Raw genomic sequence first — 24827 nt, forward strand, 5'->3', positions numbered from 1 at the left:
ATGAGGTTATTAAGAATTTCAAAAGGCTATTTATGCTAGAACGCAAGTTTCTTGTTAAATTTCACAAGGGAGTTTGTTTGCGTGGATTGCTTATTTTTAAATAAAAAAGTTAAATCTTTTGGAGTTTCAAACTCTTTCAAACTCTTTCAAAAACACCCCCTCTAGTCTAGGTTATAGATTTTTCCGCCTCTCTTTTACCCCATTTGGCTCTTTTAGTGCTGTTTTAAAATCAAGCAAAAGGGGGGTTGTTGAAAGACAAACCCAAAAAAGGAGGAGGCAATGCAACCTTTAGAGTTTTTGCGCTTAGACACTAGCTAGAAGTGGTTTAAAATTTAAAGAGGCTAGGCTATTTAGCTGTGGTGAGCAAAGGTAGAATTGAAAAAATCATTTCTTATTTTTGTAATATTCTAGTGCTAGCACCTCCCGCGCTAGTTTTTTAGACTACAACAAACTCCCCAAAATCCTTTTAACAACCGCTAAGTTAATAGTCCATAATCCTACCTAGTAAATCCTTAGAATGGATTAGAGAAGAATCCATGTCGCCTCAATGTATTAAATCTCTTGCTACACACGATTCAGACATTACTCCTCATGTGATTGAGTTATAAGTGCAATAACAACATTAAAAATTTGCTTTCTTATTAAATATCTTATTATTTTACATCTTACAAAGCACATTAATAAAAGAGTATTTATATTTTTTATGTTGGCTTAGGTTTTAATGATGTTTTAGTTTCCCTTAAGTTTTGTTGGTTAGTATTACGATATGTTATATTTTGATGATAAATATACGCAACACGCTACACATTTTGCTACCACAAACCAAAAAACTTACTTAACTCATTTTGTCCTTTATGCAACCGGATTTTTAGAAAACACCACTAGCTCCGGCGCAGGACCTTAAGCCTAAAGGAATTGGATGCAAAATTCTCCTTTCTCAAGTGTAGCAACTAAATTTGTTCTTCTAACCTTCATCTTTTTAGGGAGTTTCTGGTTTTTTGCCCCCTCTCTTAAAGCGTTTGATTATAAGATCGGGGCTAAGGCCGTACAAACTTCTCAAGTTGGCTTTAATCAAGCGCCTATGAATCGCAACAAAGGGATTTATCCCATGCAACAATATGGCACAGTTTCGGGCTTTTTAAATGTAGATTTTAATCTATTGCCTAAAAAATTAAACAGCCACAGCTTAAAAGTTGGGATTGGGGGCATGGCAGGTGGGGTCTTTTTTGATAGTACCCGTAAATTGCATGGAGGGAGTAAGATTTATGATTACTACGGGTTTTATGACGGGTATTTAGGCGGGGCTTCTAATATTTTTTCTGAAGATGACATCGTAACGGCAAATGGCAAGGAGCGCAGCCTAGCCAAAACCTATATCTTTAGCGATGCTTTCATTGAGTATAAATATAAAGATTTCTTTGGGATTAAAGGAGGGCGCTACACCTCTACTATGCCCTATAGGAGCGGAAAAACTCAGGGTTTTGAAGTTTTTGGAGAATACAAACACACCCGCCTTATCTGGTTTAGCTCTTTTGGGCGGGCTATTGCAGGTGGTGGGTTTTTGATTAACTGGTATGCACCCCGTACTTCTTATAGTGGCAACTGGAGCAGAAACGCACAAGGTGGCTGGACTCACCATGGTTATCAACTTTCTTATGGTACGCATGCGCTCCGCTTAATCTATAACAAACATAAGCTTTTAGCCGAATTTTTCTACTATTTTTCGCCCAAAATGTTTAACGCACCGGGTTTTAGTTTAGTGTGGGATAGCGATCCTAACTTTTCTGAAAAAGGCTTTCGTTCCCAAACCCGCCTCATTGCTTTCTTTCCGGTCTATGAGCCTTGGATGGTGGTTAATAGTAGCGGCGCACCCATTTATAAATACGATAGACCCGTTACTGCCAATGGCCAAAGCCTAATTATCCGCCAGCGTTTTGATTACAATAACTTTTATTTGGTCGGCACTTTTTATAAAAACTTTGGGAATACTAATGCTTATGTGGGCAACATGGGTAACCCGTCTGGGGTGTTAATGGGAGGTAGTAGCATGTATGCAGGTGGCTGGGGCAGTGCTATTACAGGCGATGCAGTAACAGGTTCTATTGCCTATGGTGGTACGCATTTTAAGAAAAAATTTACTTGGAAAATGCAGTGGCAGTGGACAAGCGCGCCAGTTTCTTATGAAGGGCGTTACATGCTCACCTTAGAATATGTCTTTAACCAGTGGATTCGCGCAGCTATTGATCTAGCCTATTATGGTGTCCACACTAATAAGGGTTATCAAGCCGGGCTTAATGGATTTTGTAACCCTGCAATAACTTATTGTGGTGGAGGTTATCAGGATAGAAGTGCCTTTTATAACAACCTTATCGTTTCCTTTTAAACTTTAAACCTTAATCTTTAATACTAGAGGGGGCTACCCCTCAAGGCATACTCCCGCATATTAAGCTAAAGGATTGATAGGATCATCATAGGCTAGGCTAGCGCTCTATATTCTCTACTCCAAGAGTTGAGCCCTTACTCTGATGATTGTAGAATCTAGCATGTGCCTTAATGCTTTGACTAAGCTTGCGGGCTTTAGTGCGCAATTGGTAAGCCAAACCCCTAGATTAAAAATGTGATAAAAACAATCGTGGCTAAGTTGGCATAAGATTTAGAGCTTTTCCTATCAATAAAAAACTTTTAGCATTTTTCTTATTAGTGATTTTAAAGTGTATGATTTCTGTTAAATAACCTAGCCTAGTCTGGAGTGTGTAATGCAATGGTATATCTTCCCCCTTTTCTTTATCATCGCCTTTTGTGCAGGCCTTGTTGATTCTATTGCTGGAGGCGGAGGGCTTATTACAGTGCCCTCACTTCTAGCTTTAGGAATCCCTCCACACATGGCTCTAGCTACCAATAAATTACAAAGCAGTTTTGGTAGTTTCATGGCTGCTTTTAATTTCTTTCTGAAAGGATTAGTCTCTTTTAAAGAGTTAGCTTTAGGGATACTCTTTATAGGTCTTGGGGCAGGTGCTGGGAGTGTTTCTATCTTGCATCTTAAAACAGATATTTTACGCGTACTCATCCCTATTTTTCTAAGCTGTATTTTTATCTATACTCTATTTGCTCCCAAAGTAGGCGAGGAAGATAGGCATGCTAGGCTTAAACCGCCTCTTTTTTATAGTGTCTTTGGCTTTGGGCTAGGATTTTACGATGGCTTTTTTGGCCCCGGCACAGGTTCTTTTCTTACTTTTTCTATAGTTGCGCTCTTAGGGCTTAACATGAAAAAGGCTACTGTGCACACTAAAGTTCTTAATTTTACGGCTAATTTGATGAGTTTGTTTGTTTTTCTAATTGCTGGGCATGTAATTTACTCTATCGGGCTTTTAATGGGTGCTGGGCAAATGTTAGGGGCGTGGGTGGGCTCTAATTTAGTGGTGCGCAAAGAGGTTAAATTTATCCGCAAAGTGTTTTTATGCGTTGTGGGGGCGACGATTTTAAAACTAATCTGGGATTTGTTACACTAGTTTATTTCAAGGAGCAAGCAATGGATTTTCCATGGTATGTTTTAGCCCTCTCTTTTATTATCGCCCTTTGTGCCGGGTGGGTAGATGCTATTGCTGGAGGCGGAGGGCTGATTACAGTGCCCTCACTCTTGGCTTTAGGAATCCCTCCGCATATGGTTTTAGCCACCCATAAGTTACAGATCTGTTTGGGTCGTTTGAGTGCTATGGTGAATTTCCTTACAAAGGGGTCGTTGCCTCTTAAAGAGGTGGCTTTAGGGGTGGTTTTTATGGCGCTTAGCACTGCTCTGGGCACGCTATTTACCCTGTATCTGACACCAGAAGTACTGCGTATTATCATCCCTATTTTAATGTGTGGCGTTTTTATCTACACCCTATTAGTTCCCAAAGTAGGCGATGAGGATACAAAACCTAAAATCAAACCCGCACTTTTTTATACCGTTGTGATTTTTATTTTGGGGTTTTACGATGGCTTTTTTGGTCCGGGAGCGGGCTCTTTTATCATTTTTGCCTTTGTCGCTTTGCTAGGTTTTAACATGAAAAAGGCGGTGGTGCGCGCAAAAATTATGAGTTTTACAAGCAATATTGTAAGCCTTGTAATTTTTATGGAAGGCGGGCATGTGTTGTGGTCTATTGGGCTTTTAATGAGTGCAGGGCAGATAATTGGGGGGTGGATAGGGTCTAATCTAGTCCTTACCAAAGAAGTTAAATTTATCCGTATAGTGTTTTTATGTGTGGTTGGAGCGACAATTTTAAAATTACTGGTAGCCCTTGGGCATTAGTGGCGCTTACTTCTTTTATCACACGGATTTGTATGTATTTTACTTTATCTTATAACTACATACCTCTTTATACAGTCTTCTAAGCCATTATAAGCTTTAGTCTCCTTTCTCTCCAGCCCTTTGGTAGCATTGCAAGGCTTTTTGAAAATATTGCTTAGCTCTTTGGTGATTCCCTTTTACACCATTTTCTGCTTTATACACCTGCCTAAGCTGATTAAGCATCAGCGCTTCCCATGTCTCCAGCTTTTTTATTATCATAGCAATTTTGCACAAATATTTTTGGAAAGAGAAAACATTTTGGATAGACGGGTTTTTTTGTTTGCTCTATAGGAGAGGCTAATCTGGAAACTATCAAAGATATGGTGAGCCCGCAAAATACCGCCCACTCAACTTAGATTGCTGCCAGAAGTTCTAAAGCATTGTAGTATTGATCAAAAGTGATCTACTTGAACATGGTGGAATTTGATAGTTTGTCAGCATAAAATCAAATTTTAAATCTTTAAACCCATCTTGACTCAAGGTTGAGCCAAATTTAATTCTCTCTGGGTCCTCTCCTTTAATGAGCATATCTGCCTTACAGATCGCATAAGTTTCTGGGTTAACCTCTTGTCCGTATAAACAAATCTCAGCTGTTGATTGCAAATTCTTAATAAAGGCTTTAGACTCAGTGAGCATCCCACCACTCCCACAAGCATTATCATAAATTGAAAAAACACCTTTTAAAATTTGTTCAGATACTGGTTTAAAGATGAGGGTAGCCATTAGAGAAATGATCTCTCTGGGGGTGAAGTGCTCCCCTGCTTCCTCATTATTTTCCTCATTAAACCTGCGGATCAACTCCTCAAACACATAACCCATTCCTAAATTACTCAAACCGGGTTTATCTGAAGTAGGGTTTATGGAAAAATTAACTTTGTTACTGCAAAACTCCTGTATCAGATTAAATAAAATCCCTGCTTGCTCAAGGGTATCTAATTCTGCTTCAAACTTGAATTTATCCAAGATGTCTTTTATAGTGGCGCTAAAGCCGGCTAAATAATTTTTAAAATTATCTTTGAGATTGTCTGGATCATCTAAAAGTGTTTTTAGGGTGAATTGAGATGCATTATAAAATTTTAAACCACTAGCCACGCATAAAAGCGGCGCTTTATCTTCTTCTGACATTTCCTGCTCTTCGCATTTTTTGTTCTTTTCTAGTACCTTTGCTTTTGTAGGTTCTAAGATTGCATCTAAACGCCTAATAACTGTCATTGGTAAAATCACATCTCTATACTTGCCCCTTTTGTAGTGATCTCTAAGCAAGTTAGCGATATTCCAAATAAAATTGATAATGGGCTGAAACTGCGCTTCGTCCATGTTCTCCCCCTTATGAAAAAATAAAAAACATCAAGTCTTGCGCATTTTAACATAAGTTCTAAGAGAGCATCGCAAAAGTCTAAGACTTTTGGTTTTATTTCTAATTTTAACTTGGGGTTGTTGGCTTGGTTAATCCTAAAAGCTATAAATATAGCGCAAATACATGGAATATTGCCGTCTAAAAGTTTCTTGTAGCGTGTAAAGATTATTCCCCTTCCAAGCGCTTCCCTTGTAGTATAGACTGGGCAAAGTGGGGATTTTTATCCCAAATTCTACCCCGTGGTGTTTGATAATATTGGTGCGCAAACCCACATTGACTAAAAATTGAAAATGCGTGCTGTTGATACTGTGTTTTAGGGGGCCTGTGGTTTTTAAAGAAGCGGGGTTGATATTTCCACTCGTGCCAATATCAGCAGTGGGAGTAGAACCATTACAAGGATTGTTGCTATCTGGGATATAGGCACATTCCCCAGAAACAGTGCCAATCACATAACCTTGATTAAAATAGCTGACTTTATTACTCGTCCAAGAATTGCCCGCAAATTGCGCCCCTACAAAAAGGCCAAAGGCAAACTTAGCTTTATTAATGATGTTAAAAAGCATGTCTATTCCAGCCCCATAGGTGTACATATCCACCTTAGCATCGTTAAGATAAAACACACTCACGCGATTAGAAGCTGTGGCATTAGAAAAATTACTATGCCCATAGTCAAAAAAGCCATAATAACGCAACCCAAACCACTTCTTTTTGCCAAAAAATTGTTTGTAGCCTGCTAAAACATTGAGCCCAAACATGGGTTGGTTGCGCCCGGGATTATTAGCATTACTGCTTAACATAGTTGCACTAGACCACACCGCCTTACAATTTCCTAGTACGCATTGATCTCCCCCAACTTGACTAGCATCTGGATTAGACGCACTCAGTACAACGCTGCCTTGTGGGACCTGGAATAATTGCCCATTTTTCTCCCCTACAACCTCTTTATTAGCCCGCCCCACTTCTAAGCCCACTCCAATAAAGGCCGCGCTATTTTCTGCCGGTAAACTAAGGGTACAAACACCCAAAGAAAACCCGATTAGTTTACAACTTCTCTTAAAAGTTAAATTTTTGCTATGAAACATCTCTACTTTCCTTGAATATTATTTATACCTGTTTTTGATGATAAATAATCAGTTTTATAATCTATTTAATATTAATTAGAGATAAATATTAGGCATATTATATTAATTTTGATAAATTTTTAATAAAATATAAGCTTTAAATTTATAAAATTATTACTATATAGCTCATTTCGTAGGATTTACCATGCATTCAAAAAATCATAAAATGTTATCTATCAAACAGAAATGGGGGCATACTATTTGTGCTTTAAGTGTGGCAGGGGCTGGGGCGCTTTTGGCTGAGGAGTCACGGGTGCTAGGTAAGGTAACCACTCTTGGCAAGCGCACCTTTGAGTATAATAATGAAATGAAAATTGGCCGTAAAGAATTACAACAACGACAAAGTAATCAGATCAATGATTTATTTAGAACAAGGGCTGATGTAAATGTTTCTGGGGGAGGGTTAATGGCGCAAAAAATCTATGTGAGGGGCATGGAGAGTCGTTTATTGCGCGTTACTATTGATGGAGCAGCTCAAAATGGGAATATGTTTCACCATGATAGCAACACCATTATTGATCCAGGAATGCTTAAACAAATTGATGTGATTAAAGGCGCGGCTAGTGCTTCAGCTGGACCGGGAGCTATTGCCGGGAAAATGGCGATGGAAACCATCGGGGCAAATGATTTTTTGCGCAAGGGACAAGATTATGGGAGCAGTGCTGCGGTGAGTTTTTACACTAACTTTGGCTACCGTGTTAACACTATCGCGGCTTACCGCGCTGCAAAGTGGGATATTTTAGGTTATTACACTAACCAAAATATTTATTACTACCGCGATGGCAATAACGCTATGAAAAATCTCTTCCACCCCACTTATGATATTAATAATCCGGCTGCAAGCGATAAAGTTATTGGGAGTCCTAGCCAGCAAAACAATATTTTATTTAAAATCAATGGTTATTTTAATGAAAAGGATAGTTTAGCCGTGAGTTATAACATGACGCGCTATGACTCTACTCGTTTATTGCGCCCTAATGCCACTAGTGCTTGGAGTAAGGCTAATGAGCCGGGTACCCAGCCAGCCCCCTTTTTAATTGATTTTGGTAAAGAACTGGCTTATTTGATCAATGTTAATCATAACCTTTCTTTTAAATACAACCATGAAGGAGGAAGTGATTTTAATAAACCCCGTATCAGCGCAACAACCTTTTTAAATGTGCGCAATGGCAATTATAAACCGGTGAATAATCCTTTTGGAGTTACTTCAAATGAGCCCACTAACCCTTATTATATCCAAGAGCTAAATCAATGGTGCGCACTTAATCCTAGTAGTTGTCAGAAAGGTACAATCACTCCCGCACCCGGTGGGGGTTATAATATTAGCGCGAATGCAAGCGGGCAACAAATGATTCCAAAATATAAAGCCTATGATATGACTCCTCCTAATGCACAAAATCCCCAAGCTAATGACTGGACTTTAGGCAATGCTGATGCTGAAGGGACTTTGCAACGCGATATTTTCCTCATTAACTCTGGGGTCAATGTTAAAGTCCAACACCCCATTAGCCCTGATTATGAAAATGTCTTTGAATACGGCGCGATTTATCAAAACCTCACCGCTTTCTCCGGTTTGCCCCAAAAAAATGGCTTGTATCCGGGCAATATTAACCCCAATGATCCAACCGGTCCAGGACTACCCTACCGCCACTACTATATGGATCCTGATGATGCATATAACCAAAACATGAGCGTGGCTAATCCGGCTTATCGTGATTTGCCCCAAAATTCCTATGGAGTGGGCAATATCATCGGGGGGTATGTGCAGGCTAATTACAACTTTTTAAAAAACCTCATCATAGGGGCGGGTACGCGTTATGATATTTATTTATTAAAAGATAAAGATGGGGATAATCATTTTACCTCCGGTTTTAGCCCTAGCGCGACTATTTTATATAACCCCGTTGAGAACTTGGGCTTAAAACTCTCTTATGCTTATGTTACTAAGGGCGCATTGCCCGGTGATGGGGTGTTAATGCGCGATCCAAGTGTGATCTATGAAAAAAATCTTAAACCAGCCATTGGGCAGAATGTAGAATTTAATTTAGACTATAGTAGCCCTTATTTTAATATCCGTGGCGCTAGCTTTTATCAGGTGATTAATAACTTTGTTAATTCCTACGGGCAAGATGTTTCTAAAAATGGAGGGGGCAATGCTACGGCTAAAAATCTTACCGGTAATCTCCCCCAAACCATTGCTATTTTTGGGTATGAAGTGAGTGGGAATGTGAAATACAAAGGCTTTACAGGTACTTTTTCTATCGCTAGATCTTGGCCTACAGCTAGTATCAAGGGTAAATACTATTTATTAGCCGATACCTATGCTTTAGCCGCCACCTATGGCAATGTCTTTATTCTTAAAGCCGACTATGTCTTTAAACGCGCCGGTTTAAGCCTGACATGGCTAAGCCGCTTTGTTACAAATATGTACTATAACGGCTATAGTATTTATTATCCGGGTTATGGATTAATCCCTATTCATAAACCCGGGTATGGTGTGCATAATATTTTTGTTAACTGGACACCGCCTTATAAACGCTTCAATGGTTTGCGTTTATCAGCCGTCTTTAATAATATTTTAAATAAGCAGTATGTCAGCCAAACCTCTGTTTGGCAAGCTAGTGCTGATGCCCCGCATGGAGATATGCTTGCTAGAAATGGCCAGATTCGCATGGCTTTACCAGAACCGGGTTTTAACGCGCGCTTTGAAATTGTCTACCAGTATTAAGCTATTTGAACGCGTGAGATTTGTGTTTGTAGTTTGTATTCAATGTGTTCTCTGATTTTTTAGAATATTTTCTATGATTTCTTGCATAGTGGCTAGCCACCTCTTAAGATTATGGACCTTTTTAACATACTCAAAGGCTTCTACTGAAAGTTTTTTGCGCACTTCTTCCTCTTGCATCAAAGAGCGTAGAGCGCTTACAAACTTGGGAACACTCTCAAAGCCATCCCCTAGTACAGGTCCTACAAAAGAACCAAATTTTTCGCTCAGTCCATCAGGATTTTGATTACTCACCAGTAAAACACCATAAGAGAGTGCTTCCAAAAAGGAAATGGGTAGGGCTTCGTGAATGGAAGTGTTGACAAGGATTTTGGCATCTTTTAAGTGTGTGGCTTTGATGTCCCAATCTACATGCCCTATAAAATGCAAATTGGCGACATTAAAATAGCCTCTATCTTTTAAGATTCTCATGGTTTGCCCTGGCGGTTCATTAGATTGTCCTAGCATAAAAAATTCATATTCGGGGCACTGCTTAGCGATTTCACAAAACAGCCACCCCCGTTTGATTACATCGATTCGCCCTAGAAAAATAATGTGATCTTTTTTGGGATAAATAGCAGGATCAAAAGTTTCTTCGATTTCAATAGGATTGGGCACATAGGTGATCTCCACTTCCTCATCGAGCTTATAAAGTTCCTTGGCCTTACCATTCAAACAAAAAGCCTGACTGATAAATTGAATACGCTTTTGTTTGTAGAGAGTGTGGATAAGGTTATTGAGCCCCTCATCAAAATAATTCGGCTCACTCATCAAGCTTACCCCCTCGATTTCCTTCCAGTCACCAAAAGGTCTAGGGTCTTGAATCCAAAAGAGAATGGGGGTTTTTAAATCATGCAGGAAAGGAAACGGAAAAGCCGCCTCTATACTTAGATACAAATCGTAGTTTTGTTTAGAGAGCCATCTTTTGGCACAATAGTCGTTTAAGGGTATCTCAAAAACGCGAGTACCATCAATAATTGTCTTGTGTGCAAACAATCCCCAATATTTTCTATTAATCCTAAAAAGAACATCTATTTGAATATTTGAATATTTGAATATTTGGAAGATATTTAGCCACTAAACGCCTGGCTAAAAAACCATAGCCCCCATAGCCCGTACCACATGCGCCAAAATACTCACCCACAAGTAAAGCTACCTTGATTTTTCTCATTTACTGACCTTTATTACAAAATAAAGCGCTCATTATACTCTAAACTCTTTGCAACGATTTTTAGGGCTGTGCTCTTAGAACATTGGGATAAAGAAACTGTTCTTTATTGGAACACCGGTTAGGCGTATTACAAAATACCTTCTATGGCAACATCCCCATCTCAGAGTCAGTTACTATCTAAAATATTTAATTTAGGCTAACCTAACTAAATCACTTCATTGCTAATTATGCACCGTTTTGTTAAACTATCCTTAAAATATTTTAATAAATAAACATGATGCAAATTGAATCAAAGTTAAACCCGGCTTTAACGCGCGTTTTGAAATTGTCTACCAGTATTAAGCCTGTAAAACTCTACACCATTTTAGGAGCGCGCCCGCAGTTTATCAAGGCTAGGGCTTTAAGCGCTACACTTAAACAAAATCCATATATCCATAGCCCACAAGCCACCTACCAACTCCAAGAGTTTTATATCCACACTAACCAGCACAGCCAAGCTAACATGAGCATGGATTTTTTCAAAGAATTACACCTAGATAGCCCCACACATACCCTACCAAAAGCCCCTAATCATTTAAGCCGTTTAGAGCATGTGGGCTTTATGTTTGCTAAACTCAAGATAATTTGTACTCAAGAACGCCCAGATTTGATTTTAGTTTATGGGGATACTAATTCTACTCTAGCTGGAAGCTTGATCGCACATTTTTTAAAGATTCCACTCATACACATTGAAGCGGGTTTAAGAAGTTTTAACTTTAACATGCCCGAAGAATATAATCGCATCGCTACAGATAAACTAAGTACACTGCTTTTTTGCCCTACTAAACAAGCCTACCATGCTTTTAAACCAAAGCCCCACCAAAAGCTCTATTTTAGTGGAGATGTGATGTTAGATAATGTGTTGTTTTATCAAAACCATGCCCACCCTCCACAAGGATTTAACGCTAAAAACTTTTTCTTTGCAACTTTGCATAGAGCGAGCAATATTGATAACCCACATTGTTTACGCGCCATTATTAGCGCCTTAGAAGAATTAGCCCAACAAATACCGGTATTTTTAGCTCTGCACCCTAGAACTGCTATGGCCTTAGAAAAATACAATCTCTTTTTAAAATACACCCACATTTTGCCACCTCTAAGTTATTTAGAAACCCTTTATATGCTTAAACACGCCCGTCTCGTACTCACAGATAGTGGAGGATTACAAAAAGAGGCGTATTTTTGTGGGACACCGGTTTTAATTTTACGCGAGGAGAGTGAGTATCAGGCATTAATAGAGGAGGGAGCGGGGGTATTAGTTGGGCATGACAAAGCGCGCATTATACAGATAGCCATGCAAAGTCTTAAAGAACAACCTAAACTTAGTTTTGCTAGTATGCATTCCTTTGGGGAGGGGCATAGCGCTTCACTTATTTTACAAGCTATCAAGGAGCATGTATGTTATTTGGAATCATTGGTGTTGGAGGATTTATAGCCCCTAGACATATCAAGGCTATTTATGAAACCGGGCATGTATTAGATTGTGCTGTAGATGTGCATGATAGCGTAGGGGTTTTAGATCAGTACTATTTAGACTGCGAATTTTTCACTTCTTTAGAGGATTTGCACCAATATATCCTAAGTTGTAAGGATCAGGAAAAATTTTTAGATTTCCTAGCCATTTGTACCCCTAATTATTTACACTTTGAGCATATTGAGTTTGCTCTAAGTCATGGAATTCATGCCATTTGTGAAAAACCATTAGTGCTTGATCCAAATGAACTAGATGAGATCAAAAATTTAGAGAAAAAATACGATCGCCGTGTGTTTAATATCATGCAATTGCGCCTCCACCCTAATATGCTAGATTTAAAGCAAAATATACAAGAAACTTTACTCAATGAACCTACAAAGGTTTATCACATCTCTCTTACCTACATCATTTTACGGGGAAAATGGTATTTTAATTCTTGGAAGGGCGATGCAGATCGCAGTGGAGGATTGGCGGCTAATATTGGGATTCATTTCTTTGATATGTTGTTGTATATTTTTGGCGCTGTAGTGGATAGTGTAGTGCATGTACACACAGCCCATTGTATGGGGGGGTTATTAACTTTAGAGCATGCTAAAGTATCTTGGTTTCTCTCTGTTAGCCCGGGCAATTTAGGGTTGCGCCAAGATCAAGCGCACCGCTATTTAGTGCTAGAGGGACAAGAAATTGATTTTAGCACAGGCTTTGAAGAATTACACACCAAAAATTACCAGCAAATCATCAATAACGAAGGTTTAACTTTAGACGATCTGCGCTCTGCAATTGAACTAGTAGATAGCATCCGTCATGCTAAACCCTCAGAACCAGATACAGATTGCCATCCGCTATGCCATAAAGTATTAGATTGATTCACCCTAGCGCTAGTATCCATCCTTCTACTTACATTGATGCGCGCGTTTGTATCCAAGAGGGGGTTAAAATCTGGCATTTTTGCCACTTACTAGAGGAAAGCTATTTGGGCAAAAATGTGAGTGTGGGGCAAAATTGTGTAATTGGGCCTAGAGTGCGTATCGGGCAGGGTTGTAAAATCCAAAACAATGTGAGTTTGCATGAGGGGGTGGAGTGTGAGGATTTTGTTTTTATTGGGCCTAGTGTGGTTTTTACCAATGTTTTAAGACCCAGAAGTTTTATCAAAACCAAACGCTCAGAGTTTTTACGCACACGCCTAAAAACAGGTTGTAGCATTGGGGCTAATGCGACGATTTTATGCGGGATTTGTATTGGGGCTTATGCCTTTGTAGCAGCAGGGAGTGTTGTAACTAGAGATGTACCGGATTTTGCAATGATTAAGGGTAACCCCGGGCGTTTTGTACGCTTCATAGATAAGGCACTCAAGCCTTTAGTTTTTAAAAATAACCGGGCGATAGATAGCTTAGATGGCTCTATTTATGTGTTAGAAAATAACCAAGTACGCTTACTCTAATGGATCTGTATAACCTAGCAGACTTGCACCAAGAACATGCAATAGAAATTGAGGACGCACTTTTGCAGTGTGCTAGAAGTGGGCGCTATATTTTAGGGGGTGTTGTAGAAGAGCTAGAACAAGAGTTAGCTAATAAAGCTGGGTTTACATTTGTCTTAGGTACTTCTAGTGGGAGTGCTAGTTTACTTTTGGCGTTTTTAGCCTGTGGCATTGGCCGTGAGGATGAGGTGATCACGCCTGCTTTTGGCTTTATAGCAGCCGCAGAAATGTTATTACTCATAGGGGCTAAACCGGTTTTAGTAGATATTGATTCGCAGACTTATCACTTAGATTTAAACGCCTTAGAAAGGGCAATTACTCCTAAAACAAAAGCCATTGTTCCTTTAAGTCTTTTTGGAATAGCTAGTGATCGTTATGCGTTAAAGGCGCTTGCAAAGGCTTATAATTTGGTAATAATTGAGGATTGCGCTCAGAGTTTTTTAGCCCCCTATGATAGTGCTACTAACGATATGCCTGATATTTTAACCACTAGTTTTTTCCCCACTAAGCCACTAGGGTGTTATGGCGATGGGGGGGCTGTATTTTGTAATGATGTTAACTTATACGCTAAACTTAAAGCCTTGCGCGTACATGGCCAAAGCCAAAAATATAGCCATATTTATTTAGGCCTTAATGCTAGATTAGATGCCCTGCAGGCTAGCATATTAAAAGTTAAGTTTAAGTATTACAAGACGCATTTAGAGCGCCTGCGCGCTTTAGCAAAAATCTACCACACTCTTTTAAGCCCCTTAAACTTGCAACTACCCCTAGATACAATCCAGACAAAACACTGCACCCGCCAAAATATTTATTCTCAATACCCCATTTTGCACCCTAAACGAGATAAGCTAGTAGCAAAGCTCAAACAAGCAGGGATTCAAACAGCTATCCACTACCCAAAACCTCTCCACCACCAAGAAGCGCTCAAACATTTAGGCTATCCTCCCTCAGCTTTTCCAAACGCCCTCAGTGTTTCAAAACACATTTTAAGCCTACCGCTAAACACAAGTTTAAGCATGCAGGATTTAGAAAAAGTTGCTCAGATCATCGCCTATGTTTAAAAATAACCCCACTTTGGCTATTTTGGGTTTGGGTTATGTTGGATTACCCTTAGCCTTAGCCTTTGGAGCGCATTTTAAAACAATTGGCTATGATATTTCTCAAAAGCGAATCTCTGAATTATCCAACCACCATGATTACAACCAAGAAATAGCCCCCATAGATTTTACAAAAGCCCCCCTTTTGCATTTTACAAATAACCTTTATGATTTAGAAGGGGTAGATGTTTTCATTATTGTAATGCCAACCCCCATAGATGCCAATAACCAACCGGATTTATCTAAACTCCAAAGCGCTTCTATTCTGGTAGGCTCTCTTTTGCGCCCATCTGGGCTTGTTATCTATGAATCCACAACCTACCCCACCTGCACACAAAAATTTTGCGCTCCCTTATTAGAACAAGCTAGTAAACTTGTGTATAACCAAGATTTTTTTATCGGCTATTCCCCTGAGCGAATCAATGTTGGAGAAAAGAGGCCTTTACACACAATTGTTAAACTCACCTCTGGGAGTACTCCAGAAAGCGCGCGCTATGTGGATTGGCTTTATAGCCACATTGCACCGACTTATCTGACTAGTTCCATAGAAATAGCTGAAAGTGCTAAGATTTTAGAAAACACGCAAAGAGATTTAAACATCGCTTTTGTAAATGACATGGCGATGTTATTAGCCCGTCTTGATATTCCTCTTTATGAAGTTTTAGATGCCTGCCAAACCAAATGGAATTTTTTACCCTTTAGCCCGGGCTTTGTAGGTGGGCATTGTATTGGTATTGATTCGTATTACTTAGCATTTTTAGCCAAACAACTAGATTATGATCCGGCTTTAATCCAAACAACTAGACAAATTAATAATGCCATGCCAAATTTTATCGCCTCTAAAATCACCCAATTACTCAATACCCACAAACTACCCATACAAGGGGCTTTGATTTTACTCTTAGGGGTGAGTTTTAAAGAAAATTGTAATGACTTGCGCAACACCCAAAGCCTGCTTTTAAAACAAGAATTAGAATCTTTTGGGTGTTGTGTAGCCCTTTTTGATCCTCTCATTGATTCTAAAACCCTTGAGGAGCTGTATCAAACTTCGCTTTTAGAGCAACTCCCCAAAACCCCCACCTACCATGCCATTATTTTGGTAATCGGGCATGGTGTTTTTAGAAATTTAGAAATATCCTCTCTTCTCTTGCCTCAAGGTTTTATCTATGATTTAAAACGCTTTTTTAACCCGCCTCCACCGGTTGTACTTTACACACCCTAGAATATGTTACAATCCTAATAAAAAGGAATTGAATGGAAATTAATAACACTCTCTTAGAAAAATTAGCTGAGCTCTCTATGTTAGAAATAGAAAACTCAGAACATGATAAATTAAAAGCGCATTTAGAAGAGGTACTAGATTTTGTAGAAAATCTTAACACAATGGATTTAAAAGAAGTGGGCAATTTAGAGCAAGAAAACACCCCTTTTAGAGAAGATTGTGCTGTGCATAACCCTAGTGTTTCACAAGCCATTTTAAAACAAGCCCCCCAATCTCAGGAGGGCTATTTTGATGTTCCTAAGATCATTGAAACCTAAAAGGCTACCCAATGAGATATGCAGAAATTTTTAATAAACGGGGTGTTTTTGTACCCTTCATGATGTCAGGCGATCCTAGTTATGCTCTTAGTTTTGAAATTGTCAAAGCGTTAATAGATGCGGGGGCGGATGCGTTAGAGTTAGGTTTTGCTTTTTCTGATCCAATGGCTGATGGAGTGGTGATTCAAGCTAGCCATTTGCGGGCATTAAAAGCGGGTGTGGATATGCGCTCTAATTTTAATTGGCTTTCTCAAATCCGTGATTATAACGCTAAAATCCCTATCGGGCTGTTGGTGTATGCTAATTTAATTTATCATTTTGGGATTGAAAACTTTTATCGCGCTTGTTTTGAGAGTGGGGTGGATAGTGTACTTGTTGCTGATGTGCCCTTAGTAGAAAGTCCAATTTTTTTAGAAGCAGCGTATAAATACCAGATTAGCCCGGTTTTTATCGCCGCCCCACACACTAAAAAAGCAGATTTAGAACGCATCGCCACGCTTAGCCAAGCCTATATTTATGTACTAGCCCGCGCGGGGGTTACGGGGGCTAAACAGGTTTTAGGAGGAGAGGCTAGAGGGGTCATATCTACTTTAAAACAATATAACGATGTGCCCTGTTTGCTAGGATTTGGAATTTCTAAGCCAGATCATATGCAAGAGGCGCTGGCTATGGGAGCAGATGGGGTGATCTGTGGCTCGGCTGTGGTGCAAATTATAGAAAAACATCTAAATTCCTCAAGCATGCTAACAGAACTACAACGCTTTAGCCAAACCATGCTTACAGCCGTTTGTTAAGTCTAGTGTAGTGATAAAAACTAACCCCTATTAAAATAATAAAGGGCGCTAGGACTCCTACTTCTGGTAAAAACACGCCTGAGATACTAAATTTCCCCATAGCAAAGAAAAGCCCCCAAAGAATAAGAGAGAGCAGGATAAATTTTAAGCTTAAAAGCGCGAGATTTTCATAGCGCGCTAGATTGGGTGTATAGTAAGCAATTAAAATAGCCGTGAGGGGTACAAAGAATGGCAAAAAAATAGAGACATATAAAAACCCCCGAATCTTTTTGGTATCTGCTTTTTGGCGATAAAGAACATGCAAAGAGCGGAAGGCATCTGTGATAGAAACAGCGGGTTTATTTTGATAAATTGTATCTAGCACCTTAGGGCGAAAACCTTTAAGAGTTTTAAGTAGGGGGAGTTTTTGAACAGATAGCCCTTTTTTACCTAAAAGTAAAGGAGTGGGTAAAGTAGAAAGAGTAACGCTGTGTAAAACCCAAAATTTCCCCTCAAAGGAAGCACTTGGAGCCTGAGCAAAGGTGTTAAGCTGGTTATCCTTTAGCATGAAAATTTTAACATTTTGTGCGTTTTGCAATAGGGGGTTGATCTTGCCAAAGTAAATATAATCGTTGTTGTATTTCACCAATAAATTTTCAGAAATGCTATTTGTATTGTCTTTATAAATAATAGATTGTGCTTTTTCTTGCATATAAACAAAGGGGGTGGCATTTAACCCTACATAAATGAGGATACATAAGCCATTGATCCAAAGCATGGGCTTTAAAATTTCTTTAATAGAATAGCCAATAGAGAGTAAGGCCGTGTACTGGTTAGAACGGATAAAAGCGGTGTAGAAAAGTACTAAGCCTAAGAGTAGAGAAATGGGCAGGGTATAATTGATTGCATAAAGCCCATCGTAGACAAAAAATAACAAGATAAGATTAGCTGCACTGGGAAATTTTTCGGCATACTGGAGGCTATCAATGCCTAAGAAGAAAAATTCTAGGGCGAGTAAGATAATTAGGCAGTATTTAGCATAATAAGACCCTACAAATACCCACAATCTCATGTGTTGCGGGTGAATTGGTTTTGCATGGCTGTAAAATCTTGGGTTTTGACATAAAATAAAAGGGCTTGTTTAGCGTGGGTAAAGATTTCTTGTTTGAGTGGCTCTTCTTGTGCTAAAAAGCGTTGCAAGACATAAGAGATAGTAGCATCGCGTGTATTCTCATGGGCGCGGCCAATCCCGATCTTCATTTTGTAAAAAGGTTGTGAGCAGTGTTGCATGATAGATTTTAACCCATTATGCCCCCCATGTCCTCCTTTGGCTTTAAAGCGCAAAGTCCCTAAAGGCAGGTCTAAATCATCATGGATAATTAAAATGGATCGGGGTTTGTGGTGGCGCAAAAATGCCTCTAAGGCCTGACCTGATAAATTCATATAAGTGGTGGGTTTGAGTAGATGGATTAAATCTATCCTAGCATAATCGCCGCAATACTGCGCCTTGTGTATGAAGTGTACCCCTAGATCTTGTGCTAGCAAATCTAAGATGTCAAACCCCACATTGTGGCGGGTATGGGCATAGGTAGGTGTGGGATTACCCAGTCCCACAAGCAACATTACTTAGCCTTAATAACCCCGACAACAGCGTTATTGGGATTTTCTAAAACTTTAACATGAGCAGGAATTTGCAAATCGCGCACCAAAATAGCATCCCCTACATCTAAATTGCTAACATCTAAATCAAAGTTAGAAAATAAATGCTCTGGAGTGCACTCTACATGGATACGGTGTTTAGAGAGCATTAAAATCCCCTTATTTTTAATGCCAACAGCAACCCCATGGATTTTAACAGGGATATAAAACTTAGATTTAACCCCCTTTTGTAAAACCATTAAATCTACATGCATAAGCGTATTGCTAATGGGATCTTTTTGATAGGATTGAATCACCACATTATAGGCATTCTCGCCGATTTTAACCATGAAATCTAAATTGGGTTTGTGTTTGACAAAGCGGATAAAATCATTAATCTTAAATGTTGCATATACATTGGGGGTTTCTCTACCATAAAGATTAGCTAGCAACATTCCCTGCTTTCTTACAGCCTTGCGCTCTGATTTACTAAGCTCACCCCTTATTTCACCTTCTAACATGTCCACTCTCCAAGCAAAATAAAATAAACGCGCATTTTAACATGTACTAACTTAAAAATATGGGCTAAGATCAGATGATAACTAAACCATAGGTACAAAGCCATTAGGCTTGGCTCTACTAACTAAAACATCTTCCATAAGAGTGTCTAAATCCCCATCTAAAATAGCCCCCACATTGCTATAAGCGATCTCACTACGGGCATCTTTAATTTGCTGATAGGGAGCTAAGACATAACTTCTAATCTGGTGTCCCCAACCAATATCGCTTTTTTCCTCCATATTGCTTTGTTCTCTTTGTTTACACAACTCCAATTCGTAAAGTTTGGATTTAAGCATTTTTAAGGCCATAGCTTTATTTTTATGTTGGCTTCGATCGTTTTGGCACTGCACCACAATGCCGGTAGCAAAATGCGTGATGCGAATGGCTGATTCAGTTTTGTTAACATGCTGCCCGCCTGCTCCGCTCGCACGGTAAGTATCAACGCGAATATCCTTCTCCTCAATCACAATATTAATATCATCATCAACTTCTGGGCTCACCTGTACACTAGCAAAGCTAGTATGCCGCTTGCCACTAGCATTAAAGGGCGACATGCGCACTAGGCGGTGAATCCCATTTTCATTTTTCATGTAGCCATAGACATTCACCCCACGAATCACAAAAGCCACACCCTTAATCCCTGCTTCCTCGCCCTCTTGATAGTCTAACAGTTCTACTTTAAAGCCCTTGCGTTCTGCCCAGCGTAAATACATTCTATAAAGCATGCTCGCCCAATCCTGACTCTCTGTCCCCCCTACTCCGGGCTGGATACTTACAATGGCATCCATGCTATCTTGATCGTTGGCTAACATCACACTCACTTCCATGCTTTGCACACGGGCAGCAAGTTTAGGCGCTTCTTCAAAGAGTTGTGTAAGTGCTTGGGTATCTTCTTGGATTAACTCAAATAATTCTAAGGCTTCTTCTAGCGTGTGTTTGGTGTGCTCATAAGTTTGTAAAAGTCTCTCTATGCGCATTTTCTCTTGATTTTTTTGCGCGGCTAGTGTTTTATCTTGCCAAAAGGCTGGATCAACTTGTTCTTGAGTGATTTGCTCTAATTGGACTTTTAGCCCTTCTGGTTTGATGATTTGTGCGATATTATGGCATTTATTTTGCAATCCCTTAAGTAACTCGCTGTACTGGTAAATGTCCATTGTATTTCCGTATCGTTGGTGTTCTGGTTTTATTATACGCTGAAGTTGCCTATTTTGTAAAGACCAAATAAAAGGAGTTGCATGTACATTGAAAAAATTTTAAAACGAGTAAAAAGCACATATCCACACCAGCCAGAGTTTAACCAAGCTGTAGCAGAAATTCTCCACTCTTTAGCCCCTTTGCTTAATAAAAACCCAAAATATGAAAAACACGCCATTTTAGAACGCTTGATTGAGCCTGATCGCGAGGTTTTTTTCCGTGTAACTTGGGTTGATGATGCGGGCAAAGTGCGCGTTAATAGAGGGTGTCGTATCCAGTTTAACGCAACCATTGGACCTTACAAAGGAGGTTTGAGGTTTCACCCTAGCGTTAATGAGAGCATTATTAAGTTTTTAGGTTTTGAACAAATTTTTAAAAATGCCCTCACAACCTTAAACATGGGCGGTGCTAAGGGGGGGAGTGATTTTGATCCAAAAGGTAAGAGTGAAGCAGAAATCATGCGCTTTTGCCAAGCCTTTATGGATGAATTATACCGCCACATCGGCGCACTAGTAGATGTACCAGCTGGAGATATTGGAGTTGGGGGGCGTGAGATTGGCTATATGTTTGGCCGCTATAAAAAGATCATGAATTGTTTTGATGGCGTGCTTACAGGTAAGGGTTTAAGTTGGGGTGGGAGTTTAGTACGCAAAGAGGCCACCGGCTATGGGTGTGTGTATTTTGCCCAAGAGATGTTAAAAGAGCGTAAAGAAGACTTAGAGGGTAAGATATGTAGTGTCTCTGGAAGTGGCAATGTGGCTATTTACACTATTGAAAAACTCTACCAAGTGGGGGCAATTCCTGTTACAGCTAGCGACTCTAATGGCATGGTCTATGATAAAGAGGGAATTGATCTTGAATTACTCAAAGAGATTAAAGAAGTAAAAGCGGGGCGTGTTTCTGAATATGCCAAGCACAAAAAAAGCGCAGTATACACCGATGCTAAAGATTATAAAAAAGGCACAAATGGGGTATGGAGTGTACCTTGTTTTGCGGCCTTTCCCAGCGCTACTCAAAATGAATTAAGCGAGTTAGATGCTAAAACTCTTTTACAAAATGGGTGTAAATGTGTGATTGAAGGGGCTAACATGCCCTCTAGCATTAAAGCAACACAGGCATTTTTAGAGGCTAAAATTTGCTATGGTCCGGGTAAGGCTGCTAATGCAGGCGGGGTGGCTGTAAGCGGGTTAGAAATGGCACAAAATGCCAGCATGCACCCTTGGAGTTTTGAGGTAGTGGATCAAAAGTTACACACGATCATGAAAGATATTTTCCAAAATACGGCACACACAGCTAAAGAGTTTAACGATCCAACAAACTTGGTTTTGGGGGCTAATATTGCGGGCTTTAGAAAAGTAGCCGATGCGATGATTGAACAAGGATATTAAAAAATGGTGTGCTCAGAGGGATTCAAACCCCCGACCTACAGGACCGCAACCTGTTGCTCTATTCAGCTGAGCTATGAGCACTCAAAAAAGATCATTATAGCCAAATTCTTGTAAATTTTAGGTTAAATTTACAAAGATTTTGCTAGTATCGCGGATATTTGAGTAGAGAAAGTAGGTGATAGCATGCCCGGGATTAAAGTCAGGGAGACAGATAGTTTTGATGAAGCCTACCGGCGTTTTAAAAAACAAACTGATCGCAACTTGGTAGTAACCGAGTGTCGCGCGAGGCGTTTCTTTGAATCTAAAACTGAAAAACGCAAAAGACAAAAAATCAATGCAAAAAAGAAAATCTTGAGACGCTTGTATATGCTTAGGCGTTATGAGTCAAAGCTGTAGTTGGTAGTTATGGAATTTAGCGGGCATAATGTGTTAGTTACAGGAGCAACTAGGGGGATTGGGCGCGCAATCGCCCTTCTACTCTCTAGTTATACAAATAAAAATAAACAACCCCTGAAGGTGTGGATCAATTACCGCAACAATCCCGAGAGTGCGGATAATCTGAAAAAAGAGATTGAGCAGCAAGGGGGCAGGGCTGGCGTGATTAAATTTGATGTCAGCCAAGAAGAGGCTTTTATAGAGGGAATTAAAACTATCGTAGAATCTGATGGGGGTTTGAGTTATTTAGTCAATAACGCAGGAATTGTACTAGATAAATTAGCCGTGCGCATGAAAACGGAGGAGTTCATGCAAGTGCTAGAAACTAACCTAAAATCTGTTTTTGTGGGGTGTCGTGAAGCTTTAAAGGTAATGGGGAAGCAAAGATTTGGGGGTGTGGTTAATATTTCCTCAGTAGTTGCAGAGCGAGGCAACATGGGGCAGGTGAACTATGCAGCCAGTAAGGGGGGGGTTATTTCCATGACTAAATCTTTTGCTTACGAGGGGGCTTTGCGCAATATCCGCTTTAATTGCGTTACTCCCGGTTTTATTGATACAGACATGACTAACCTTAAAGACGAAGTGAAGGAAAGTTATTTAAAAACTATCCCTCTAGCACGGCTAGGACAACCACAAGAAGTAGCGGGGGCTGTGGCATTTTTGCTTAGTGATTTATCTAGCTACATCACAGGAGAGGTGTTAAAGGTAAATGGGGGTTTATATATGTGATTAAGAAAGCTTATATAAGAAAAAACTAGAGAAGGAGAAGTGATGTCGTATTTAGTTGTAATTTTGCTGTTGGTGATCATCTACTTTTTATATCGCATTGCAGATATTTTAGAGCACAAGTAGGCATGGTTTGGGATTTTGAAGGATTTTTAAGCTAGAATTTTTGCTTGTTAAGAGTTTTTACACTAATTTAGGAGGTTTTATGGCTTTGTTTGAAGATGTTCAGGCGGTGATTGTAGAGCAGTTAAATGTGAGCGCGTCGCAGGTTACTGAAGAGGCGGATTTTATTAAGGATTTGAATGCAGACTCTTTAGATGTGGTGGAGCTGATTATGGCACTAGAGGAAAAGTTTGGGATTGAGATTCCTGATGAGCAAGCCGAAAAAATTAAAACGGTTGGCGATGCGCTCCGCTTCATTGAAGAGAACAAATTAGCATAAAGAAAATTTTTAGGAAATGTTCACGCGTGGCTAGAAGGAGTTCTTTTGCGTAGAGTTGTGGTAACGGGTATGGGAATGGTGAATGCCCTGGGACTAGATAAGGAAAGCGCTTTTGGAGCCATTGCGCGCGGGGAGTGTGGCGTAAAAAAGATCACCAGTTTTGATGCTACTGGTTTTCCCGTACAAATTGCAGCTGAGATCACAAATTTTGATCCTGCCTCTGTTATGAATTTGAAGGATATTAAAAAAGCAGGGCGCTTTATCCAGCTAGCTTTATTAGCCAGTAAAGAGGCCATGTTTGAAAGCCAGATTCTACAAGAGGGCAAATGCCCAGAGGAATGGGCTGAGAGAATGGGCGTGAGTTCTGCATCAGGGATTGGAGGCCTAGGCAATATAGAGGCAAACTCTATTTACTGCTATGACAAAGGTCCTAGAAAAGTCAATCCTTTTTTCATCACTTCAGCCCTTGTGAATATGATTGGTGGGTTTACTTCTATAGAGTATGGCATTAAGGGACCCAATCTCTCCAGTGTTACTGCCTGCGCGGCTGGTACCCATGCCATTATAGAGGCCTATAAGACGATCATATTAGAAGGGGCTGATCGCATGCTAGTGGTGGGAGCAGAATCAACAATTTGTCCTGTAGGTATTGGGGGCTTTGCTTCTATCCGTGCTCTATCTAATCGCAATGAGGAACCTTTAAAAGCTTCTAGACCTTTTGATAAAGGGCGCAATGGTTTTGTGATGGGAGAGGGTGCGGGGGCTTTGATCTTAGAAGAGTATGAGCATGCCAAACAAAGAGGAGCACACATTGTAGCAGAGTTAGTAGGGTATGGTGAAAGTGGAGATGCTAGCCATATCACCGCTCCAGCGCCTGAGGGTGAGGGGGCTTATAGAGCCATGAAACAAGCTTTACATATGGCGGCTAAAGTGGGGGCTAAGGTAGGTTATATCAATGCCCACGGCACTAGCACAAGCTATAATGATTTATACGAAACCATTGCTTTAAAAAATGTCTTTGGTGGTAGAGATCATGTGCCTCCTGTGAGCTCAACTAAAGGACAAATAGGGCATTGCTTAGGAGCAGCAGGGGCGATTGAGGCTATTATATCTATTATGGCCATGCAAAAAGGGATATTGCCCCCTACCATTAACCAAGAGGTTCGCGATCCGGGTTGTGATTTAGACTATATCCCCAATGAAGCAAGAGAGGCTAAATTAGAGGCTGTTATGAGTAATTCCTTTGGATTTGGTGGCACTAATGGGGTGGTTATATTCAAAACTATTTAAGGATTGAGATA

22 protein-coding genes, 1 tRNA gene and 1 pseudogene are annotated in these 24827 nt (G+C 39.9%); 16 read left to right on the forward strand and 8 right to left on the reverse strand.

The features are described 5' to 3' along the window. Window positions 1–919 precede the first annotated feature (919 nt). The 3 genes from G6Q06_RS03250 (at window position 920) to G6Q06_RS03260 (ending at window position 4288) form a co-directional block, all read left to right on the forward strand. Complete coding sequence (locus G6Q06_RS03250) at window positions 920–2383, forward strand: outer membrane family protein (protein ID WP_163565702.1); 1464 nt, start codon at window positions 920–922, stop codon at window positions 2381–2383. A 373-nt stretch (window positions 2384–2756) separates the two neighbouring features. After that, a complete protein-coding gene (locus G6Q06_RS03255; RefSeq protein WP_163565703.1) occupies window positions 2757–3509 on the forward strand; it encodes a TSUP family transporter in 753 nt (250 codons plus the stop codon). A 20-nt stretch (window positions 3510–3529) separates the two neighbouring features. After that, a complete protein-coding gene (locus tag G6Q06_RS03260) occupies window positions 3530–4288 on the forward strand; it encodes a TSUP family transporter (RefSeq protein ID WP_163565704.1) in 759 nt (252 codons plus the stop codon). A gap of 468 nt (window positions 4289–4756) precedes the next feature. Here G6Q06_RS03260 and G6Q06_RS03265 read toward each other — a convergent pair. Continuing rightward, window positions 4757–5644: pseudogene (locus G6Q06_RS03265) on the reverse strand (type I restriction-modification system subunit M); the annotation flags it as partial. Between the two features lie 135 nt (window positions 5645–5779). Further along, window positions 5780–6766 (reverse strand): outer membrane protein, encoded by a 987-nt coding sequence (locus G6Q06_RS03270; protein WP_163565705.1) that lies wholly within the window; start codon window positions 6764–6766, stop codon window positions 5780–5782. A gap of 205 nt (window positions 6767–6971) precedes the next feature. Here G6Q06_RS03270 and G6Q06_RS03275 point away from each other — a divergent pair, with 205 nt between their 5' ends. Continuing rightward, entirely contained in the window at window positions 6972–9533 is a 2562-nt protein-coding gene (locus G6Q06_RS03275; RefSeq protein ID WP_205435846.1) for a TonB-dependent receptor domain-containing protein, read from the forward strand. A 39-nt stretch (window positions 9534–9572) separates the two neighbouring features. On the opposite strand, the gene G6Q06_RS03280 is transcribed toward G6Q06_RS03275, so the two are convergent. Next, entirely contained in the window at window positions 9573–10565 is a 993-nt protein-coding gene (locus G6Q06_RS03280) for a glycosyltransferase family 4 protein (RefSeq protein WP_205435821.1), read from the reverse strand. 494 nt (window positions 10566–11059) lie between these two features. On the opposite strand from G6Q06_RS03280, the gene wecB reads away from it, so the two are divergent. From wecB to trpA, 7 genes are read left to right on the forward strand one after another with little or no spacing between them, the layout of a single operon-like run. Then, window positions 11060–12214 (forward strand): non-hydrolyzing UDP-N-acetylglucosamine 2-epimerase, encoded by a 1155-nt coding sequence (gene wecB / locus G6Q06_RS03285; RefSeq protein WP_240329185.1) that lies wholly within the window; start codon window positions 11060–11062, stop codon window positions 12212–12214. After that, window positions 12178–13119, forward strand: coding sequence for a Gfo/Idh/MocA family protein (locus G6Q06_RS03290; RefSeq protein WP_163564354.1), 942 nt, complete (start codon window positions 12178–12180; stop codon window positions 13117–13119). Before wecB ends, G6Q06_RS03290 begins: the two co-directional genes overlap by 37 nt. Beyond that, window positions 13116–13694, forward strand: a complete 579-nt coding sequence (locus G6Q06_RS03295) for an acyltransferase (RefSeq protein ID WP_346009249.1) — start codon at window positions 13116–13118, stop codon at window positions 13692–13694. Before G6Q06_RS03290 ends, G6Q06_RS03295 begins: the two co-directional genes overlap by 4 nt. Beyond that, a complete protein-coding gene (locus G6Q06_RS03300) occupies window positions 13694–14794 on the forward strand; it encodes a DegT/DnrJ/EryC1/StrS family aminotransferase (RefSeq protein WP_163565707.1) in 1101 nt (366 codons plus the stop codon). Before G6Q06_RS03295 ends, G6Q06_RS03300 begins: the two co-directional genes overlap by 1 nt. Next, a complete protein-coding gene (locus G6Q06_RS03305) occupies window positions 14769–16052 on the forward strand; it encodes a nucleotide sugar dehydrogenase (RefSeq protein ID WP_240329186.1) in 1284 nt (427 codons plus the stop codon). The genes G6Q06_RS03300 and G6Q06_RS03305 overlap by 26 nt, the downstream gene beginning before the upstream one ends. A gap of 32 nt (window positions 16053–16084) precedes the next feature. Further along, window positions 16085–16369, forward strand: a complete 285-nt coding sequence (gatC, locus tag G6Q06_RS03310; RefSeq protein ID WP_163565708.1) for an Asp-tRNA(Asn)/Glu-tRNA(Gln) amidotransferase subunit GatC — start codon at window positions 16085–16087, stop codon at window positions 16367–16369. An 11-nt stretch (window positions 16370–16380) separates the two neighbouring features. After that, window positions 16381–17163, forward strand: coding sequence for a tryptophan synthase subunit alpha (gene trpA, locus G6Q06_RS03315; protein WP_163535160.1), 783 nt, complete (start codon window positions 16381–16383; stop codon window positions 17161–17163). Here trpA and G6Q06_RS03320 read toward each other — a convergent pair. The 4 genes from G6Q06_RS03320 to prfB all read right to left on the reverse strand — a co-directional run bounded on the left by G6Q06_RS03320 (window position 17147) and on the right by prfB (window position 20495). Next, window positions 17147–18214: an LptF/LptG family permease gene (locus G6Q06_RS03320; RefSeq protein WP_006564862.1), complete on the reverse strand. Its 1068-nt coding sequence runs from the start codon at window positions 18212–18214 to the stop codon at window positions 17147–17149. The genes trpA and G6Q06_RS03320 overlap by 17 nt on opposite strands. Further along, the gene (pth, locus tag G6Q06_RS03325) at window positions 18211–18765 is read right to left on the reverse strand and encodes an aminoacyl-tRNA hydrolase (RefSeq protein ID WP_163533778.1); all 555 of its coding nucleotides are present in this window, start codon (window positions 18763–18765) and stop codon (window positions 18211–18213) included. The genes G6Q06_RS03320 and pth overlap by 4 nt, the downstream gene beginning before the upstream one ends. Then, complete coding sequence (locus tag G6Q06_RS03330; protein WP_205426732.1) at window positions 18765–19301, reverse strand: 50S ribosomal protein L25/general stress protein Ctc; 537 nt, start codon at window positions 19299–19301, stop codon at window positions 18765–18767. Before G6Q06_RS03330 ends, pth begins: the two co-directional genes overlap by 1 nt. Window positions 19302–19382: 81 nt before the next feature. Beyond that, on the reverse strand, window positions 19383–20495 hold the full coding sequence (gene prfB / locus G6Q06_RS03335; protein ID WP_163533780.1) for a peptide chain release factor 2: 1113 nt from the start codon (window positions 20493–20495) through the stop codon (window positions 19383–19385). 81 nt (window positions 20496–20576) lie between these two features. Here prfB and gdhA point away from each other — a divergent pair, with 81 nt between their 5' ends. Then, complete coding sequence (gene gdhA, locus G6Q06_RS03340) at window positions 20577–21923, forward strand: NADP-specific glutamate dehydrogenase (protein ID WP_163565709.1); 1347 nt, start codon at window positions 20577–20579, stop codon at window positions 21921–21923. Window positions 21924–21927: 4 nt separating this feature from the next. Here the strand turns inward: gdhA and G6Q06_RS03345 are convergent. After that, window positions 21928–22004: transfer RNA gene (locus G6Q06_RS03345), tRNA-Arg, on the reverse strand. A gap of 102 nt (window positions 22005–22106) precedes the next feature. Between G6Q06_RS03345 and rpsU the strand changes: the two genes are divergently transcribed. The 4 genes from rpsU (at window position 22107) to G6Q06_RS03365 (ending at window position 24816) form a co-directional block, all read left to right on the forward strand. Then, the gene (gene rpsU, locus G6Q06_RS03350; RefSeq protein ID WP_006564867.1) at window positions 22107–22319 is read left to right on the forward strand and encodes a 30S ribosomal protein S21; all 213 of its coding nucleotides are present in this window, start codon (window positions 22107–22109) and stop codon (window positions 22317–22319) included. Between the two features lie 9 nt (window positions 22320–22328). Continuing rightward, a complete protein-coding gene (gene fabG, locus G6Q06_RS03355) occupies window positions 22329–23087 on the forward strand; it encodes a 3-oxoacyl-ACP reductase FabG (protein ID WP_163565746.1) in 759 nt (252 codons plus the stop codon). A 202-nt stretch (window positions 23088–23289) separates the two neighbouring features. After that, window positions 23290–23526: an acyl carrier protein gene (gene acpP / locus G6Q06_RS03360; protein ID WP_006564869.1), complete on the forward strand. Its 237-nt coding sequence runs from the start codon at window positions 23290–23292 to the stop codon at window positions 23524–23526. 45 nt (window positions 23527–23571) lie between these two features. Beyond that, window positions 23572–24816: a beta-ketoacyl-ACP synthase II gene (locus G6Q06_RS03365; protein WP_163533782.1), complete on the forward strand. Its 1245-nt coding sequence runs from the start codon at window positions 23572–23574 to the stop codon at window positions 24814–24816. Window positions 24817–24827: the final 11 nt, after the last annotated feature.

It is taken from the genome of Helicobacter suis (assembly GCF_902196135.1).
Lineage (GTDB): Bacteria > Campylobacterota > Campylobacteria > Campylobacterales > Helicobacteraceae > Helicobacter > Helicobacter suis_A.